The sequence below is a fragment of the Anaeromyxobacter sp. K genome (assembly GCF_000020805.1).
GTDB lineage: Bacteria > Myxococcota > Myxococcia > Myxococcales > Anaeromyxobacteraceae > Anaeromyxobacter > Anaeromyxobacter dehalogenans.
Map to the genome: position 1 here is coordinate 4,749,533 of NC_011145.1, position 15,785 is coordinate 4,765,317.

The following is a 15,785-nucleotide window of genomic DNA, read 5'->3' on the forward strand; positions in this document are numbered from 1 at the left end:
GGCGAGGGAACTACGGCACGAACTCGACGTGCGGGGTCATCTGGCGAGCCAGCGGCGACTCGGTGAGCAGGCGAAGCGCCCGTTCGAGCTTCTTGTCGCCGATACCGGGGACCGCCTCGTACGCGGCGGAGATGAGGTCTCCGAGCGTGGTGACCATGCGACGGGGCGCGAGGTGCTTCATGCGGCGGCGGGCCTTGCGGTTCATGGATCCCTCCGTGTCTCGAGCGTGCGGTTCCTACCGATAGCAATCCGCTTGCCTTGCCCCGAGCGACGAGGTTACAGGGGCTTGGCGCCGGAGACCCCACCCCGACCGGTAAGGATTTCAGCCCGGCCCGCGAAATCCCGACAGCATGCTGTCGGTTTTCCACCGGTTCGCACCAAGCCCGAAGGACGCCTCATGCCGACCCAGCCCTCCCGCGACCTCCAGACGTTCCCGAACCCGAAGCCCGGACGCCCGTTCGAGATCGCGATGGAGTGCCCGGAGTTCACCTGCGTGTGCCCGATGACCGGGCAGCCGGACTTCGCCACCATCCGCCTCCGCTACGTCCCGGCCGAGCGCTGCGTGGAGCTGAAGAGCCTGAAGCTGTACCTGTGGAGCTTCCGGAACGAGGGCACGTTCCACGAGGCGGTGACGAACCGCATCTGTGACGACCTCGTGGCTGCCCTCGCGCCCCGCTGGATCGAGGTCGTGGGGGACTTCGCCGTTCGCGGCGGCATCCACACGGTGGTGACCGCCCGCCACGGCGAGCGCCCCGCCGGAGTCTGAGCGCGCTCGACACAGCGCCCGAGCGGGCGTGCGCGCGCCCCTGTCAGGCTTCCCCTTCACCCCCCCGCACTTCACCTTGAGGTCCGGGGAGGGGAGGGAGGATGGGGAGAGGTCGGCTCTCGATCGCGTACGTCCACTACGGAGCCCAGAGCGGGGTCACGGCGGCCATCGCTGCGGCGCTCGGCGAGCGGGGGCACGAGCTGCGGCTGGTCGCGGCGACCGGCGACCTCGAGCCCCGCGACCCGGGCACGCGAAGGCTCCGCCCCGCGCCGCCGGTGATCGCGCACCTGGCCCTGGCCGCGGCGCGCTACGGCCGGCTGGCGCTGCGGCACCGGTGGAACACGACCTACGCCTGGGATCGCCACGCGTCCCGCGCCGGCGAGCGCCTGCGCGCGCTCGCGCCGGCGCCGGACCTGGTGCTCCAGAACGGCGCGCTGTTCGCGCCCGGCCTGCCGCCGCCGCTCCCCTACGCGCTGCTCCTCGACCACACCCGCGCGCTGGCGCAGGCGAGCCCGCCCTGGCCGGCCGCCGGCCTGGCGGCGCCGGTGGACTACGGGCCCGGCTGGCGGGCGCGCGAGACGGCCGTGTACCGGGGCGCGCGCGTGATCGCGACGTTCTCGGCGAACGTGGCCCGCTCGCTGGTGCGGGACTACGGCGTGGACCGCGCGCGCATCGCGGTGGTGGGCGCCGGCGCGAACGTGTTCCCGGCCGAGGCGCCCCGGCGCGACGACGGCCGCACGCTCCTGTTCGTGGGCAAGGACTTCCGGCGCAAGGGCGGCCCCATCCTGCTCGAGGCGTTCGCGCGCCTCCGCCGCCGCCGGCCGCGCGCGCGGCTGCTGGTGGCCGGGCCGCGCGAGGTGCCGGGGCTGCCCGAGGGCGCCTTCCACCTCGGGCCGGTCGCCACCGAGGAGCTGCCCGCCCTGCTCGCCCAGGCCACCGCGCTCGTGCTGCCCACGCTGCGCGAGCCGTTCGGGATCGCGTTCCTCGACGCGATGGCGTGCGGGGTGCCGTGCGTCGGCACGCGCATCGAGGCGGTGCCGGAGATCGTCGCCGAGGGCGAGACCGGGGTGCTCGTGCCCCCCGGCGATGCCGTCGCGCTGGCCGGCGCCCTGGAGCGGCTCCTCGACGACCCGCAGGGCGCGCGGGCCATGGGCGCGCGCGGGCGCGCGCGGGTGGCGGAGCGCTTCACCTGGGCCCGCGTCGCGGCGCGGCTGGAGCGCGCGCTGCTCCGGGCCACGGGCGGCGACGCGCCCGGCCCGCGTGCGCCTCGCCGGGCGCGGAGCGTGCCTCCCCTCGGCGCGGTGCGGCCGCCGGCACCGCATGAGACGGTTCTCACCCTGCACTGACGGTCCGCCTCACCCTGCCCCGGGGATCCGCCCGGGGCGGCCCCGGGGTGGGGTGGTACACGGTACGCGCATGGGCGCGGGCGGCGCTGCAACCTGGGCAGCCGCTCGAACGCGGTTAGAATCCAGGTCCGCTTGTCCGGATCCGGAATGTCCGCCCCCGCCACCTTCGAGCCGGCGACGCTCGTCGGCACCTGCCTCGACGGTCGGTACGAGCTGACCGGCCACCTGGCCACCGGCGGCATGGGCGCGGTGTTCCAGGCGCGGCACGTCCACCTGCGCAAGGACCTGGCGGTGAAGGTGCTCCGGCCGGAGCTGTCGGCCTCGCCGGACCTGGTGGAGCGGTTCCGGCGCGAGGCGGAGATCGCGAGCGCGCTCCAGCACGACCACATCGTGCACGTCACCGACTTCGGCCGGACCGAGGAGGGCTGGCTGTTCCTCGCCATGGAGCTGCTCACCGGCGAGAGCCTGTTCGACCGGCTCCGGCGCGAGGGCGCGCTCGCGCCCGCGGCGGCGGTGCCGGTGCTGTGGCAGATCTGCGCCGGCCTCGGCGCCGCCCACGCCATGGGCGTCGTGCACCGCGACCTGAAGCCGGAGAACGTGTTTCTGGCGCGGACCGCGAGCGGCCGCGAGGTGGCGAAGATCCTCGACTTCGGCATCGCCAAGATGACCGATCCGAGCTCCGGCTGCGCCACGCAGGCCGGCATGGTGGTGGGCACGCCCGAGTACCTCGCCCCGGAGCAGGCCACCGGCGGCGCGGTGGACGCGCGCGCCGACCTCTACGCGGTCGGGCTCATCGCCTGGCGGATGCTGGCGGGTCACCACCCGTTCACCGCGCCCGACGCGCGCGGCCTGCTCATGAAGCAGGCCACCGCGCCGGTGCCGCCGCTCGCCGGGGCGCGCCCGGAGCTGGCCGCCTGGCCGGAGCTGGTGGCGGTGGTGGCCCGCGCCTGCGAGAAGGAGCCGGCCGCCCGGCCCGCCAGCGCGGCCGAGCTGGGCGAGGCGCTCGCCGCCGCGCTCGGCCCCGCCTTCGCCCTGCCGCCCGGCGCGACGCCCGCGCCCTCCCCGCCCCCGCTCGCCTCCGCCGAGTTCGACCTGGTCGCGCCCGAGGCCCTCACCCCGCCGGTCGCGCCGCCCCGCACGCTCACGCTGCCCGGCGCGTCCGCGGTCGCGGTGCCCGGCCCGCTCGACCGGATGCGCGCCGGTGTCGCCGGCGCGCTGTCCCGCGCCGCCGGGTCGCTCGCCCGGGCCCGGACCGCCGCCCGCCCCGCGCTCGAGGCGCTCGGGCGCCGCGCCGCGGACTTCGCGCGCGCCCACCCCCGCCGCGCCGCCGCGGTGGCCGGCGCCGGCCTGCTCGCGCTCGCGCTCGCGGGCGGCATCGCCTGGGCCCGGGCGCGCCCGGCCGCCGAGGCGCGCGCGCACCTCGCGGCGGGCCGGCCCGCCGAGGCGAGGAGCGCGCTCGAGGCGGCGCTGCGCCGGCGCCCGGACGATCCGGAGCTGCTCCTCCTGCACGGGCGCGCCCTGCACCGGCTGCCGGGCCGGGCCGCGGACGGCGTGGAGGCCTACCAGGCGGCGCGCGAGGCCGGCGTGCTCGACGCGGAGGCCCGCTCCGACCTGGCGCGGGACCTCGGCGGCGAGCGCAGCCTCGCCGATCGCGCCGCGCGCCTGCTCCGCGACGAGGGCGCGCGCGCCGTCCCGGTGCTCGCGGGCGCGGCGGCGGCGGGCACGGGCGTGCAGCGGCTGCGCGCGCTGGCGGTGCTGCGCGACCTGGGCGCCGAGGAGGAGGTGGAGCGGCAGGCGGCCTATGGCGCGCTCCTCTCCGACCCGGAGTGCGACGTGCGCCGCGCCGCCGCCCGGCGGCTGGGCGAGCTGGCCGATCCCGCCGCGCTGCCCCGGCTCCGCGAGGCCGCCGCGGCCCGCACCGAGCGGCGCGGCCTGTTCGGCCTCACCAGCACCCGCGTCCCGGTCTGCGGCGCGGCGGAGGCGGCCGAGGCCGTCCGCCGCATCGAGGCGGCGCAGTAACGTCGCGCGTCGCCGCGGTCGCTGACGTGCGCCGCGCGCTGCGGCGCGGGGACGGTGGGGCCGTCCGCCCGCATCGAGGCGGCGCAGCCGCGTCCCCCGTGCTAAACGACGCCTCCACACACCCGTGGAGGAGCACGCATGTCCCGAGGCATCGAGCGGATCGCGGTGAAGGCGGCAGGGGCGGCGCCGGCGGAGGCGGAGGCCGACGCGCTGGCGCTGCCGGTGTTCGAGGACGAGGTCCGCGGCGGCGGGGCCGGCGCGGTGAAGGACCTCGACCGCCTGCTGGACGGCGCCCTCCTCGCCGCCGCCCGCGCCGAGCGGTTCGCCGGCAAGGCCGGCCAGGAGCTGTCGCTCGCGACGCTCGGACGCGCCCGGGCAGGCCGCGTGGTGCTCATGGGGATGGGGCCGCGCGCGAAGGCGCTCGAGGCCTGGGCGCGCGACGGGTACGAGGCGCTGCGGGCCGCCGCGGGCAAGGCGGCGCGCGGCGCGGGGAAGGCCGGCGCGCGCAAGCTCGCGCTCGCCGCGCCGGCGCTGGACGGGGACGCGCTCCCCGGCGCCGCCCGCGCGCTCGCCGAGGGCGCGCTCCTCGGCTCCTACCAGTTCACCCGCTACAAGAAGGACGATCCGGCGCGGCCGTCCGGCGTCGCCGAGGTGGCGGTGCTGGTGCCGCCGTCGCTGGAGCGCGCCCGCGCGGTGAAGGACGCGCTCGACGTCGCCCGCCGGATCGCCGGCGCGGTGGCCTGGGCGCGCGACCTCGTGAACCTGGGCCCGGCCGACTGCACGCCGGAGCTGCTCGCCCGCGCGGCCGCCGAGGTGGCGCGGCGCGCCGGCCTCGCGGTGGAGGTGCGCGGGCCGAAGGAGATCCAGGCGCTGAAGATGGGGATGTTCCTGGGCGTCACCCGCGGCTCCGCGGAGCCGCCGCGCCTCGTGAAGGTGAGCTGGGTCCCGCGCGGCGCCGCCGGCCGGAAGGCGCCGGTGGTGCTGGTGGGCAAGGCCATCACCTTCGACTCGGGCGGGCTCTCGCTGAAGCCCACCGAGAGCATGGTCACCATGAACACCGACATGGCGGGCAGCGCCGCGGTGCTCGGCGCGATGCAGGTGATCGCCGCGCTGAAGCCGCCGTTCCCGGTGCACGCGGTGCTGGGCGCCTGCGAGAACATGCCGGGCGGGCGCGCCTACAAGCCGTCGGACGTGCTGGTGGCGCACGACGGGCAGACCGTCGAGATCACCAACACCGACGCGGAGGGGCGGCTGGTGCTCGGGGACGTCCTCTCCTGGGCGGCGGACACCCTGAAGCCCGCGGCGATGATCGACGTCGCCACGCTCACCGGCCAGTGCATGGTGGCGCTCGGCAACGGCACCGCCGGCCTGTTCGGCCCGGAGGGCCCGGTCGCCGACGGCGTGCTCGCGGCGGCGCGCGCCGCCGGCGAGGACGTCTGGCGCCTGCCCATGACCGAGGGGCTGAAGGAGCAGCTCAAGAGCGACCGCGCCGACCTGAAGAACACCGGCGATCGCTGGGGCGGCGCCATCACCGCCGCGCACTTCCTCCACGCGTTCGCGAAGGAGACGCCCTGGGCGCACCTCGACATCGCCGGGCCTTCCCACGCAGGCAAGGAGCAGGGCTACGTCGCGAAGGGCGCGACCGGGTTCGCGGTCCGGACGCTGGTCGAGTTCGTGCGCGCCTGGAAGGCCTGAGCGGCAGCGTTCACCCTTCGTGATCGCGGCCGCCCGGGCCCGGCCCGGCGCGCCGCGATCACTCCGCGAGCGGCGCGTCCTCGGTGCCGGCCGCGTCCGGCGTCGCGAGCACCTCGCGCGCCTTCTCCAGCTCGTCGGGCAGCACGAGCAGCACCAGCCCGCCGTTCGCGAGCGCGATCGGCGGGAGCAGCGACGCGAGCGGCCGGTCCTGCACCACCGCCTCGATCCCCTCCGCCTCGAGCAACCCGAGCGCCACCTCGGCCTCGGAGAGGCTCTCGAACGACGCCACCGGGACGAGCTCCTGGTTCTCGTGCATCGCGCGCCTCCTCGCCCGGAGGATACCGCCGACGGGGCCCGCGCGCAGGCGGGTCCGGCGGCGCACGCCCGCCCGCCCGCCGAGCGGGGACACCGGTCGGGTTCCTACCGGTCATGCAATTGCCCGGCGGGGCGTGCCCCGCCATGTGCAGGAGATGACCGACCTCGCCCGGCTCCCTCCGCGCGACGAGCGCGGCGCGCTGCGCGTGGTGGTGGAGTCGCCGCGCGGCGCCAGCCTGAAGCTGAAGTACGACGCGGAGCTGGGCGTGGTGACGGTGTCGCGCCCGCTGCCGCTCGGGCTCGCCTACCCGTACGACTGGGGGTTCATCCCGGGCACGCGCGCGCCGGACGGCGACCCGGTGGACGCGCTCGTCTACTGGGACGCGGTGAGCTTCCCGGGGGTGGTGGTGCCGTGCCGGGCCGTGGGCGTGGTGCGCCTGGAGCAGGACTCGAAGTCGAACGGCCGCGTGCGCAACGACCGCATCCTGGCGGTCCCGGTGAAGCATCCGCGGGGCGACGACCTCCGCTCGCCGGACGACCTGCCCGCGCGGGTCCGCGACGAGATCGCGCAGTTCTTCCTCTCCGCGATCTTCTTCGAGCCGAAGAACCCGGCGCTGCTGGGCTGGGGCGGGCCGGAGGAGGCCGAGCGCCTGGTGGACGGCTGCACGCGCGCGCTCGCGGCCGTGGTCCGGCGCCGCTCCTGATCCAGCGCAAGCCGCGGCCGTCCCCTGGCCGATCGCGCGCGGGTGGGGTGGGCCGGAGGCGGGCCCCTGCGGTAATCTCGCCGTTCACCCGGCGGGCGCGCCGCGCCCCGGAAGCGAGCGAGGAGAGCCATGATCGCGTGGACGCCGGACCTGGCGGTCGGGATCGAGGAGATCGACGCGCAGCACCAGGAGCTGTTCCGCCGCGCCGAGCGCTTCGTGTCCAGCCTGGGCCAGACCTCGCGCCAGGAGGTCGGCATCCTGCTCTCGTACCTGCGCCTCTATTGCGTGACGCACTTCGGGGCCGAGGAGTCCTGGATGCGGGAGGTGGAGTACCCGGGCTACGCGCAGCACAAGGCGGAGCACGACGGCTTCGTGGCGAGCCTGATGGCGCTGTCCGACGAGCACGAGAAGCGCGGCGGGCCGGGGTTGCAGGCGACGCGCGTCTCCACGTTCGTGGAGCGCTGGCTGCAGGACCACGTCACCAGCACCGACGTCGCGTTCGCGAGGTTCGTGCTGTCGCGGTCCGAGTAGGGCACCGCGGCGCGCCCCCGCCGCGGAGGTGCGCCGCCGCCCGCGCGGGGCTAACCTCCGGGCGTGAACCTCACCGACACGCTCGCGCTCCTCCTCCGCCCCGCCGGCGGCGGCATCCACCTCGTCTCCAGCGGCAAGGCCGAGCAGCTCGCGCTGCAGCGCCGGCTCTACGGCGCCGACGACGAGCGCGAGATCCGCGCGCGCTGGCGCGAGGACCTGGAGCGCGCCGCCACCGCGCGCGCGGTGGTGCTGGGCATCCCCTCCGACGTGGGGGCGGGCTTCCGCCGCGGCGCGAACCTGGGCCCGGCCGCCATCCGCGAGCGGCTGCTCGCCGACGATCCGTCGCGCAGCGCGCGCGACCGCGCCGACGGGGTGGTGGACCTCGGCGACGTGTTCGTGGTCCCGCAGCTCCTCCACGACGACATGCTGGGCGAGGCGCAGCTCGCCGCCAGCCGCCGCGCGCTCTACCCGGACCTGCCGGCGGACGAGGCGGCGCGCCTGCCGGTGTCGCCGCTGTCCATCGCGGAGCACGCGCTGTCGCTGGTGCTGGAGGTGAACCCGCGCGCCCGCGTGTTCGCGGTCGGCGGCGATCACTCCACCGCGTGGCCGGTCGTGAAGGCGCTCTCGGCGCGCTGGCCGGGCCTCGGCATCGTGCAGATCGACGCCCACACCGACCTGCTCGAGGACCGGCTCGGCATCCGCTACTGCTTCGGCACCTGGTCGTACCACGCGAACGAGCTGGTGGGCCGCGGCGGGCGGCTCGTGCAGGTGGGCACGCGCGCCTCGGGGCGCGACCGCGCGCACTGGGAGTCCACGCTGGGCGTGCGGCAGTTCTGGGCGGCCGACGTGCTCGCCGATCCGCGCGCGGCGCTGGACGCGATCCTGGCGCACGTGAAGGCGACCGGCGTGTCCTCGGTGTACTTCAGCAACGACATCGACGGCACCGATCAGCAGTGGGCCGACGCCACCGGCACGCCCGAGCCGGGCGGCCTCACCCCGGCGTTCGTCTCGGCGCTCGTCCGGCGGCTGGGCAGCGAGGTGGGGCTCGCGGGCGGCGACGTGATGGAGGTCGCGCCGGGGATCGCGGGCGGCGAGGGCGCGGGGCCGCGCACGGTGGGGCTCGCCGCGGGCTACCTCGCCGAGACCATCGACGCGGCGCTGGGCCGGACCCGGTGAGCGCCGCGGAGGACGCGGAGACGGCGAGGCCCCGGCGCCTCTCGGAGCCGGGGCCCTCCTGCGGATGCCGGACGTTGCCTCGGGGCTCGCGCCGCTAGGCCTTCTCTTCCGCCTTCTTCGAGGCCGGGGTGGTGGCGCCGAGGAGCGCGCCCACCGCCGCGCCGGCGGCCGCGCCGCCCACCGCGAACAGCGAGGCGACCGCGGTGACGCCGAGGACCATGCCGAAGACGATGAGCGCCTTCACGCCGATCGAGGCGGTGACCGGGGTGCCGAAGATGCCGCCGGCGAGCAGCACGCCCGCGTAGCCGCCGTACAGGAGCGCGGGGAGGAGCGCGACCGCGAGGAAGACCGCGAGACCGATGCCGGCGCCGACGAGAGCGGGGACCTTGTTCTTGTTCGCCATGACCTTCTCCTTGTTCGCTGGGGCCGTCCGTCCGGCCATCCGCCCCCTCGTTGTGCACGGCCCCTGCCAGCCTTCTGCGCCCCGGATCTCGCGGGGTTGCGCGCCGTCGTGTCGGGACTTCCCGACCCGCGCTCCGCCGGTCCCGACTGGGGGAGGTCTGCGCGCCCGTGTGGTAGGTTCTCGCGCGTGAACGCGTTCAAGCCCCACCTCGCCTCGGTCGCCGACTACCCGTACGCGAAGGTCGATGCGCGCCTGAAGCTCGACCAGAACGAGAGCCCCGACGACCTCCCGCCCGACCTGAAGGCCCGCGCGCTGGAGCGCATCGCCGCCGCCGCCTGGAACCGATACCCGGAGCTGCACGCCGAGGACGTGCGGGCGGCGCTGGCGCGACACGAGGGCTGGGACCCGCAGGGCGTGGTGCTCGCGCCGGGCTCGAACCTGCTCGTGCTCGCGCTCACGCAGGCCGCGCGCACCGTCGTCGACACGGTGCCGGCGTTCCCCTACTACAAGGGCGGCAGCCTCGCGACCGGCACGCCGTGGCGCGGCATCCCGCTCGCGCCCGGGTTCGCGATCCCCATGGACGCGCTGCTCGCCGCCATGGACGGCGCGGGCGGCGTGCTGTTCCTGCCCAACCCGCACGCGCCCACCGGGCAGCTCTTCGCGACCGGCGACGTGGAGCGGCTCGCCGAGCGCGCCCGCCAGCAGGGCTGGGTGCTGGTCGTGGACGAGGCGTACCACGCGTTCGCGGGCAGCGACGCCCGGCCGCTGGCGCGCGCGAACGATCACGTGGCGGTGCTGCGCACGTTCTCGAAGTCCTGGTGCCTGGGCGGCGTCCGCGCCGGCTACCTGCTCGCGTCGCCGAAGGTGGCGGCGGTGGTCCGCGCCTGCCTGCCGCCGTTCTGCATCCCGGTGCACACCGGCGCGATCCTGCAGACGGTGCTCGAGGCGCCCGGCTACGTGGGCGAGCTGGCGCAGCGGATCCAGGCCGAGCGCGCCCGCGTGCTCGAGGCGCTCTCGGCGCACCCGACGTGGCGCCCCTACCCCAGCGCCGCGAACTACGTCCTCGTCCGCACGCCGGACGCGAAGGCGGCCTGGGACCACCTGCTCTCGCGCGGCATCCTGGTCCGCCGGCAGGACCACTACGCCGGGCTGGAGGGCTGCATCCGGATCACCATCGGCACGCGCGCCGAGAACGACGCGCTGCTCGCGGCGGCCGCGGACGCACCCTAGCCCGCCCGGCGCCGGGACCCGGCGGGCGCGGGCCCGCGTCATGCGCGAGCGCGCGCGATGGCCCCTGGCGTCACCCCCAGGACGCGCCGCATGCACCGCGCCATGTGGCTCTGGTGCGCGAAGCCGGCCTGCAGCGCGACCTCTCCGGACGTCACGCCGCCTCGCAGCAGCAGCGCCTTCGCCCGCTCCACCCGGCGCTGCACGACGTACGCGTGGACGGGCACCCCCAGGGCGCGCTTGAACAGCACCTTGAAGTGCGGCGCGCTGAGCCTCGCCTCCCGCGCGAGTCGCGCGATCGAGAGCTCCGCGTCGAGATGCGCCTCGACGAACTCGACCACGCGGCGAAGCTGCTCCGCGGAGAGGCCGCTGCGCGGAACGGCCGGCGCGGCGTGCGCGGAGAGCAGGTGTGCCGAGAGCGCCAGGCCCAGGCCCTCGCGAAAGAGCAGCCCGCTCGGGAAGCCTGCGCGCCGCTCCGCCTCGAGCGCCCAGGCGATGTGCTCGATTCGGGCGTCGCGGAGGTGATACCGCGGGGCGATGGTCGCCCGCCCGGGATCGAGGCCCATCTCCTCCGCGACCCGCCGCACGAGCGAGTCGGGCAGGCGAAGGTGCACCGTCCGGCTCTCGTCGTCCTCGGTCCAGGCGTCCGAGACGCCGGCCGGGAAGACGTTTACTTCGCCGCGCGTCCGGGTGGACGGCGCGCCGCTGGCGGGGCACGAGACGCGCACCGGCGGCCCGGCGTGCACGCTGACGTGATGGTCCGCGACGGGGGGGTGCACGTGGTCGCCCGCGGGCGTGACGCGCAGCTCGACGCCGAGGACGCCGCGGTGGCCCGCGGCGCGGATCGCCGCTCCGGGCGCCTCGGATGGTCCGCTCATGCAGGTGGTCCTAATCCGTCCGTGCTCTCGATTCATCCGACCGTGGGCGCGCCGCCGCGCAGCGCCCGGTAAACGAGCCCTTCATTCACGAACAGGAGCGTCTTCATGGAGAGGTTCACTGGAAAGAAGGCCGTGGTCACCGGCGGCACCGCGGGCATCGGGCTGGCGATCGCCAGGGTGTTGCTCGAGAACGGCGCCGAGGTGCTGGTCACCGGAAGCTCCGAGCAGGGCCTGGAGGTGGCGCGGCGCGAGCTCGGGCCGCGCGCGCGGGTCGTACGCTCCGACACCTCGAAGCTCGCCGACGTCGCCGCGCTCGGTGCGATCGTCGAACGCGAGCTCGGCCGGATCCACGCCGCCTTCGTCAACGCCGGGTTCTCGAAGCTGACCCCGTTCGATCGCGTCACCGAGGAGGAGTACGACCGCACCTTCGCCGTCAACACGAAGGGCGCCTACTTCACGGCGCAGCGCCTCGCGCCCCTGGTGCACGAAGGCGGCGCGTTCGTCTTCACGACGTCCGTCGCCGACGAGCTCGGCGTGCCCAGCCTGAGCGCCTACTCGGGCGCGAAGGCGGCGGTCCGGTCGTTCGTGCGGACGCTCGCCACGGAGCTGCTGCCGCGCGGGATCCGCGTGAACGCGGTGAGCCCGGGCTTCACGGCCACCCCGACGCTCGGCGTGACGGGTGCGTCGAAGGAGGAGGTCGCGGCGTTCGAGAAGGAGGGCAACGAGCTCACGCCCATGGGGCGGATCGGCTCGCCGGGGGAGGTCGCGCGGGCGGCCCTGTTCCTCGCCTTCGACGCGACGTTCACCACCGGGGCGGAACTCCCGGTGGACGGCGGGCTGTCGCAGCTGTGACCGAAAGCGCTGCTCGCGGCGGCGGCGGAGGCGCGGTACCTCAGCGGCGGCGGCGCGGCACCACCGCGCCGGTCCGCCGCGCGTACGCCTCCCACTCGGCGCCGAACCGCGCCGCCGCCTCGCGCTCCTCGGCGGCGGCGGCGAAGACGTAGCTCGCGAGCGCGAGCGCGGTCGGGACGAGCCCGGCGCTCGAGGGCAGGCGCACGAGGTGGCCCACGAGCACCATGCCGAGCCCGAGGTAGAGCGGGTGGCGGATGCGCGCGTACGGGCCGCCGGTCGCGAGCCGTCCCCGGCCCGCCTCCAGCCGGGCGCGGAACGAGGCGCCCGCCAGGAGGAAGCCGGCGACCAGCAGCAGGCCGCCCGGGATGCGGCCGGCCAGCCCGGGATCGACGGCGCCCGCGCGCGGGACGAACCCGTACGCGGCCGCCAGCGTCGCGGCGATCGCCGCGACGTACACCAGGATGCCCGCGAAGTCGCGCCCGCGCTCCGGCAGCGTGAAGCGGTACCCGAGCACGATCGCGAGCGCGGAGATCGCGAGGGTGAGGCTGCCTTCGGCGGAGAGCAGGGATTCCACGCGGGCTCCGGGCGTCAGGCGGCGATGGCCGGGGTGGCCTGGCCGTCCTTCACGACCTCCTTGCGCTTCCAGAGGAAGTAGATGGCCGGGTACACGGTCAGCTCGAGGAGGAAGCTCGTCACCAGGCCGCCGACCATGGGCGCGGCGATGCGCTTCATGAGGTCGGCGCCGGTGCCGGTGGACCACATGATGGGCAGCAGGCCCAGCATGGCCGCGAGCACGGTCATCGCCTTCGGCCGCACGCGCTTCACCGCGCCGTGGATGATCGCCTCCACCAGGTCGCTCTCGGTGCGGAGCAGCCCCTTCTTCTTGTACTCGTCGTGGGAGAGGTCGAGGAACAGCAGCATGAACACGCCGGTCTCCGCGTCGAGCCCCATCAGCGCGATGAGCCCGACCCAGACCGCGATCGACATGTTGTAGTCGAGCATCCACAGCAGCCAGATGGCGCCGATGGCGGAGAACGGCACCGCCAGCATGATGACGCTCGCCTTGAAGGTGCTGCGGGTGTTCATGTAGAGCAGGAAGAAGATGAGCACGAGCGTGATGGGCAGGATGAGCTTCAGCCGCTCGTTCACGCGCATCATGTTCTCGTACTGGCCGCTCCAGGTCATCGAGTAGCCGGTGGGCGTCTTCACCCCCGCCGCGACCGCCTTCTTGGCCTGCTCGACGTAGCTGCCCACGTCCACCTTCGAGGTGTCGAAGTCCACGAAGACGTAGCCGGCCAGCAGGCCGTTCTCGTCGCGGATCATCGACGGGCCCTGCGCCAGCTCCACGTCGGCGATCTCCTCCATGGGGATCTGGCCCTGGCCGCCGGGGAGCGGCAGCAGCACGCGCCGGAGCGACTGGAGGTCCTCGCGGTAGTCGCGCGCGTAGCGGACGTTGATGCCGTAGCGCTCGCGGCCCATCACCGTGGTGGACTGGTTGTCGCCGCCCACCGCGGTCATGACCATCATGTTCGCGGCGTCCACGCTCAGCCCGTAGCGGGCGAGCTGGTCGCGCTTCAGCACGAAGTCGAGGAAGTAGCCGCCGGCCACGCGCTCCGCGTAGACGCTGCGGGTGCCGGGCACCTTGGTGAGCGCCGCCTCGACGTCGAGGCCGATCTTCTCGATCTCGGCCAGGTCCGCGCCCGCCACCTTGATGCCGATGGGCGTGCGGATGCCGGTCGAGAGCATGTCGTTGCGCCCCTTGATCGGCATGGTCCAGGCGTTCGAGATGCCGGGGAGCTGCAGCGCCTGGTCCATCTCGTGCTCGAGCTCCTCGTACGAGATCCGGTCGCGCCAGAACGGGCGCAGGCCCGCCTTCAGCCACTCCGGCGCCCAGGACGAGTACCAGCGCGGGTGCTCGCGCCACTCCCGCTCCGGCTTCAGGATGATGGTCGTCTCCATCATGGTGAACGGCGCCGGGTCGGTGGAGGTGTTGGCGCGGCCCGCCTTCCCGAAGACGCGCTCCACCTCGGGGAAGGTCTTCAGGATCTTGTCCTGCACCTGCAGCGCCTTCTGCGCCTCGGCCACCGACATGCCCGGCTCGACCGCGCTCGGCATGTAGAGGATGGTCCCCTCGCGCAGCGGCGGCATGTACTCCGAGCCGAGGTGCCGGAACACGGGGATGGTGGTGAGCACGAGCAGCGCGCTCACCGCGATGGTGGCCTTGGCGTGGCGGACCACGAAGCGGCAGGGGCGCTCGTACAGGTGGTGCAGGACGCGCGAGATGGGGTGGCCTTCCTCCGAGTAGTACCTGCCCACCAGCACGCGGGTGGCGATCGCCGAGGCGAAGCGGGGCCGGAAGGTGTACGGCTCGATGCGCGCGAACAGCATGCGCATGGCCGGGTCGAGCGTGATCGCGAGCAGCGCCGCGATCGCCATGGCGAGGTTCTTCGAGTACGCGAGCGGCCGGAACAGCCGTCCCTCCTGGTCCACCAGGGTGAACACCGGCATGAACGCGACCGCGATGACGAGCAGCGAGAAGAACACCCCCGGCCCGACCTCGAGGAGCGCCTCGAGGCGGACCTCGTGGAAGTCGCCCTTCTTCCCGTCCTGTATCCAGTGGTAGATCTTGTTGTAGGCGTTCTCGACCTCGACGATGGCGCCGTCCACCAGCACGCCGATCGAGATCGCGATCCCGGAGAGCGACATCAGGTTCGCGTTCAGGCCCATCAGGTACATGGGGATGAACGAGAGCGCGACCGACACCGGGATGGTGACGATGGGGATGATCGCCGACGGGATGTGCCACAGGAAGATGAGGATGATGATCGAGACGATGATCACCTCCTCGATCACCTTGTGCGTCACCGTCTCGATGGCGTGGTCGATGAGCTCGGACCGGTCGTAGGTGGTGACCACCTCGACGCCCTTCGGCAGCGACGGCTTCACCTCCTCGAGCTTGGCCTTCACGCGGTGGATCACGTTGAGGGCGTTCTCGCCGTGGCGCATCACCACGATGCCGCCCACCACGTCGCCCTCGCCGTCGAGGTCGGCCACCCCGCGCCGCATCTCCGGGCCGAGCGCCACGGTCGCCACGTCCTTCACCAGGACCGGCGTGCCGCCCTCCGCCTTGAGCACGATGTTCTCGAGGTCCGCGATGGTCTTCACGTAGCCGCGGCCGCGGACCATGTACTCCCGGCCCGCCAGCTCCACCAGGCGGCCGCCCACGTCGTTGTTCCCGGCGCGGACCGCCTGCACCACCGCGTCGAGCGGCAGCTTGTAGGCGGCGAGCGCGTTCGGGTTGACGGTCACCTGGTACTGCCGGACCTGGCCGCCCACCGTGGCGACCTCCGACACGCCCGGCACGCTCTGGACGGAGTAGCGCAGGAACCAGTCCTGGTACGAGCGGAGCTCGTCCGACGAGTGCTGCCCGGAGCGGTCCACCAGCGCGTACTGGAAGACCCAGCCGACGCCGGTCGCGTCCGGACCGAGCTCGGTCTTCACGCCGGCCGGGAGCTGCGGCTGGATCTTGGAGAGGTACTCGAGCACGCGGGTGCGCGCCCAGTAGAGGTCGGTCCCGTCCTCGAAGATGACGTAGACGTAGCTGAAGCCGAAGTCGGAGAAGCCGCGGATCGCCTTCACCTTCGGCGCGCCGAGCAGCGCCGTGGTGATCGGATACGTGACCTGGTCCTCGATGATGTCCGGGCTGCGGTCCCACTGCGAGTAGACGATGACCTGCGTGTCGGACTGGTCCGGCAGCGCGTCGAGCGGGATGTTCCGCATCGTCCACCACGCGCCGACCAGCGCCACCACCGTGGCGGCGATGACCAGGTACTTGTTGTGCGCGGAGAAGCGGATGATGGCCTTGATCATGGC

General features: G+C 74.6%; 15 protein-coding genes. 9 read left to right on the forward strand and 6 right to left on the reverse strand.

The genetic code is table 11. The features are described 5' to 3' along the window. Positions 1-10: 10 nt before the first annotated feature. A complete protein-coding gene (locus ANAEK_RS21175; RefSeq protein ID WP_012528174.1) occupies positions 11-205 on the reverse strand; it encodes a hypothetical protein in 195 nt (64 codons plus the stop codon). A gap of 192 nt (positions 206-397) precedes the next feature. On the opposite strand from ANAEK_RS21175, the gene queF reads away from it, so the two are divergent. From queF to ANAEK_RS21195, 4 genes are all read left to right on the forward strand, one after another. Beyond that, positions 398-766, forward strand: a complete 369-nt coding sequence (gene queF, locus ANAEK_RS21180) for a preQ(1) synthase (RefSeq protein ID WP_012528175.1) — start codon at positions 398-400, stop codon at positions 764-766. A gap of 101 nt (positions 767-867) precedes the next feature. Continuing rightward, the gene (locus ANAEK_RS21185) at positions 868-2,112 is read left to right on the forward strand and encodes a glycosyltransferase family 4 protein (RefSeq protein WP_012528176.1); all 1,245 of its coding nucleotides are present in this window, start codon (positions 868-870) and stop codon (positions 2,110-2,112) included. Between the two features lie 132 nt (positions 2,113-2,244). Further along, positions 2,245-4,131 (forward strand): serine/threonine-protein kinase, encoded by a 1,887-nt coding sequence (locus tag ANAEK_RS21190; protein WP_232288303.1) that lies wholly within the window; start codon positions 2,245-2,247, stop codon positions 4,129-4,131. 138 nt (positions 4,132-4,269) lie between these two features. After that, a complete protein-coding gene (locus ANAEK_RS21195) occupies positions 4,270-5,826 on the forward strand; it encodes a leucyl aminopeptidase (RefSeq protein WP_012528178.1) in 1,557 nt (518 codons plus the stop codon). A 58-nt stretch (positions 5,827-5,884) separates the two neighbouring features. Here the strand turns inward: ANAEK_RS21195 and ANAEK_RS21200 are convergent, their stop codons facing one another. After that, complete coding sequence (locus ANAEK_RS21200; protein WP_012528179.1) at positions 5,885-6,142, reverse strand: putative signal transducing protein; 258 nt, start codon at positions 6,140-6,142, stop codon at positions 5,885-5,887. 154 nt (positions 6,143-6,296) lie between these two features. Between ANAEK_RS21200 and ANAEK_RS21205 the strand changes: the two genes are divergently transcribed. The 3 genes from ANAEK_RS21205 (at position 6,297) to ANAEK_RS21215 (ending at position 8,552) form a co-directional block, all read left to right on the forward strand. Beyond that, positions 6,297-6,845, forward strand: a complete 549-nt coding sequence (locus ANAEK_RS21205; protein ID WP_012528180.1) for an inorganic diphosphatase — start codon at positions 6,297-6,299, stop codon at positions 6,843-6,845. A gap of 129 nt (positions 6,846-6,974) precedes the next feature. Then, positions 6,975-7,376 carry a bacteriohemerythrin gene (locus ANAEK_RS21210; RefSeq protein ID WP_012528181.1) on the forward strand — a complete coding sequence of 134 codons (402 nt, stop codon included), beginning with the start codon at positions 6,975-6,977 and terminating at the stop codon, positions 7,374-7,376. A gap of 63 nt (positions 7,377-7,439) precedes the next feature. Next, a complete protein-coding gene (locus ANAEK_RS21215) occupies positions 7,440-8,552 on the forward strand; it encodes an arginase family protein (RefSeq protein WP_012528182.1) in 1,113 nt (370 codons plus the stop codon). A gap of 94 nt (positions 8,553-8,646) precedes the next feature. On the opposite strand, the gene ANAEK_RS21220 is transcribed toward ANAEK_RS21215, so the two are convergent. Beyond that, positions 8,647-8,955 carry a hypothetical protein gene (locus ANAEK_RS21220; RefSeq protein ID WP_011423148.1) on the reverse strand — a complete coding sequence of 103 codons (309 nt, stop codon included), beginning with the start codon at positions 8,953-8,955 and terminating at the stop codon, positions 8,647-8,649. Between the two features lie 186 nt (positions 8,956-9,141). Here ANAEK_RS21220 and ANAEK_RS21225 point away from each other — a divergent pair, with 186 nt between their 5' ends. After that, a complete protein-coding gene (locus ANAEK_RS21225; protein ID WP_012528183.1) occupies positions 9,142-10,185 on the forward strand; it encodes a histidinol-phosphate transaminase in 1,044 nt (347 codons plus the stop codon). Positions 10,186-10,223: 38 nt separating this feature from the next. Here ANAEK_RS21225 and ANAEK_RS21230 read toward each other — a convergent pair whose 3' ends face one another. After that, positions 10,224-11,060: a helix-turn-helix domain-containing protein gene (locus tag ANAEK_RS21230; RefSeq protein WP_012528184.1), complete on the reverse strand. Its 837-nt coding sequence runs from the start codon at positions 11,058-11,060 to the stop codon at positions 10,224-10,226. A gap of 105 nt (positions 11,061-11,165) precedes the next feature. Between ANAEK_RS21230 and ANAEK_RS21235 the strand changes: the two genes are divergently transcribed. After that, on the forward strand, positions 11,166-11,912 hold the full coding sequence (locus ANAEK_RS21235) for an SDR family oxidoreductase (protein ID WP_012528185.1): 747 nt from the start codon (positions 11,166-11,168) through the stop codon (positions 11,910-11,912). Positions 11,913-11,952: 40 nt separating this feature from the next. Here the strand turns inward: ANAEK_RS21235 and ANAEK_RS21240 are convergent, their stop codons facing one another. Then, on the reverse strand, positions 11,953-12,486 hold the full coding sequence (locus ANAEK_RS21240; RefSeq protein WP_012528186.1) for an isoprenylcysteine carboxylmethyltransferase family protein: 534 nt from the start codon (positions 12,484-12,486) through the stop codon (positions 11,953-11,955). Positions 12,487-12,500: 14 nt separating this feature from the next. After that, positions 12,501-15,782: an efflux RND transporter permease subunit gene (locus ANAEK_RS21245; protein WP_012528187.1), complete on the reverse strand. Its 3,282-nt coding sequence runs from the start codon at positions 15,780-15,782 to the stop codon at positions 12,501-12,503. Positions 15,783-15,785 lie beyond the last annotated feature (3 nt).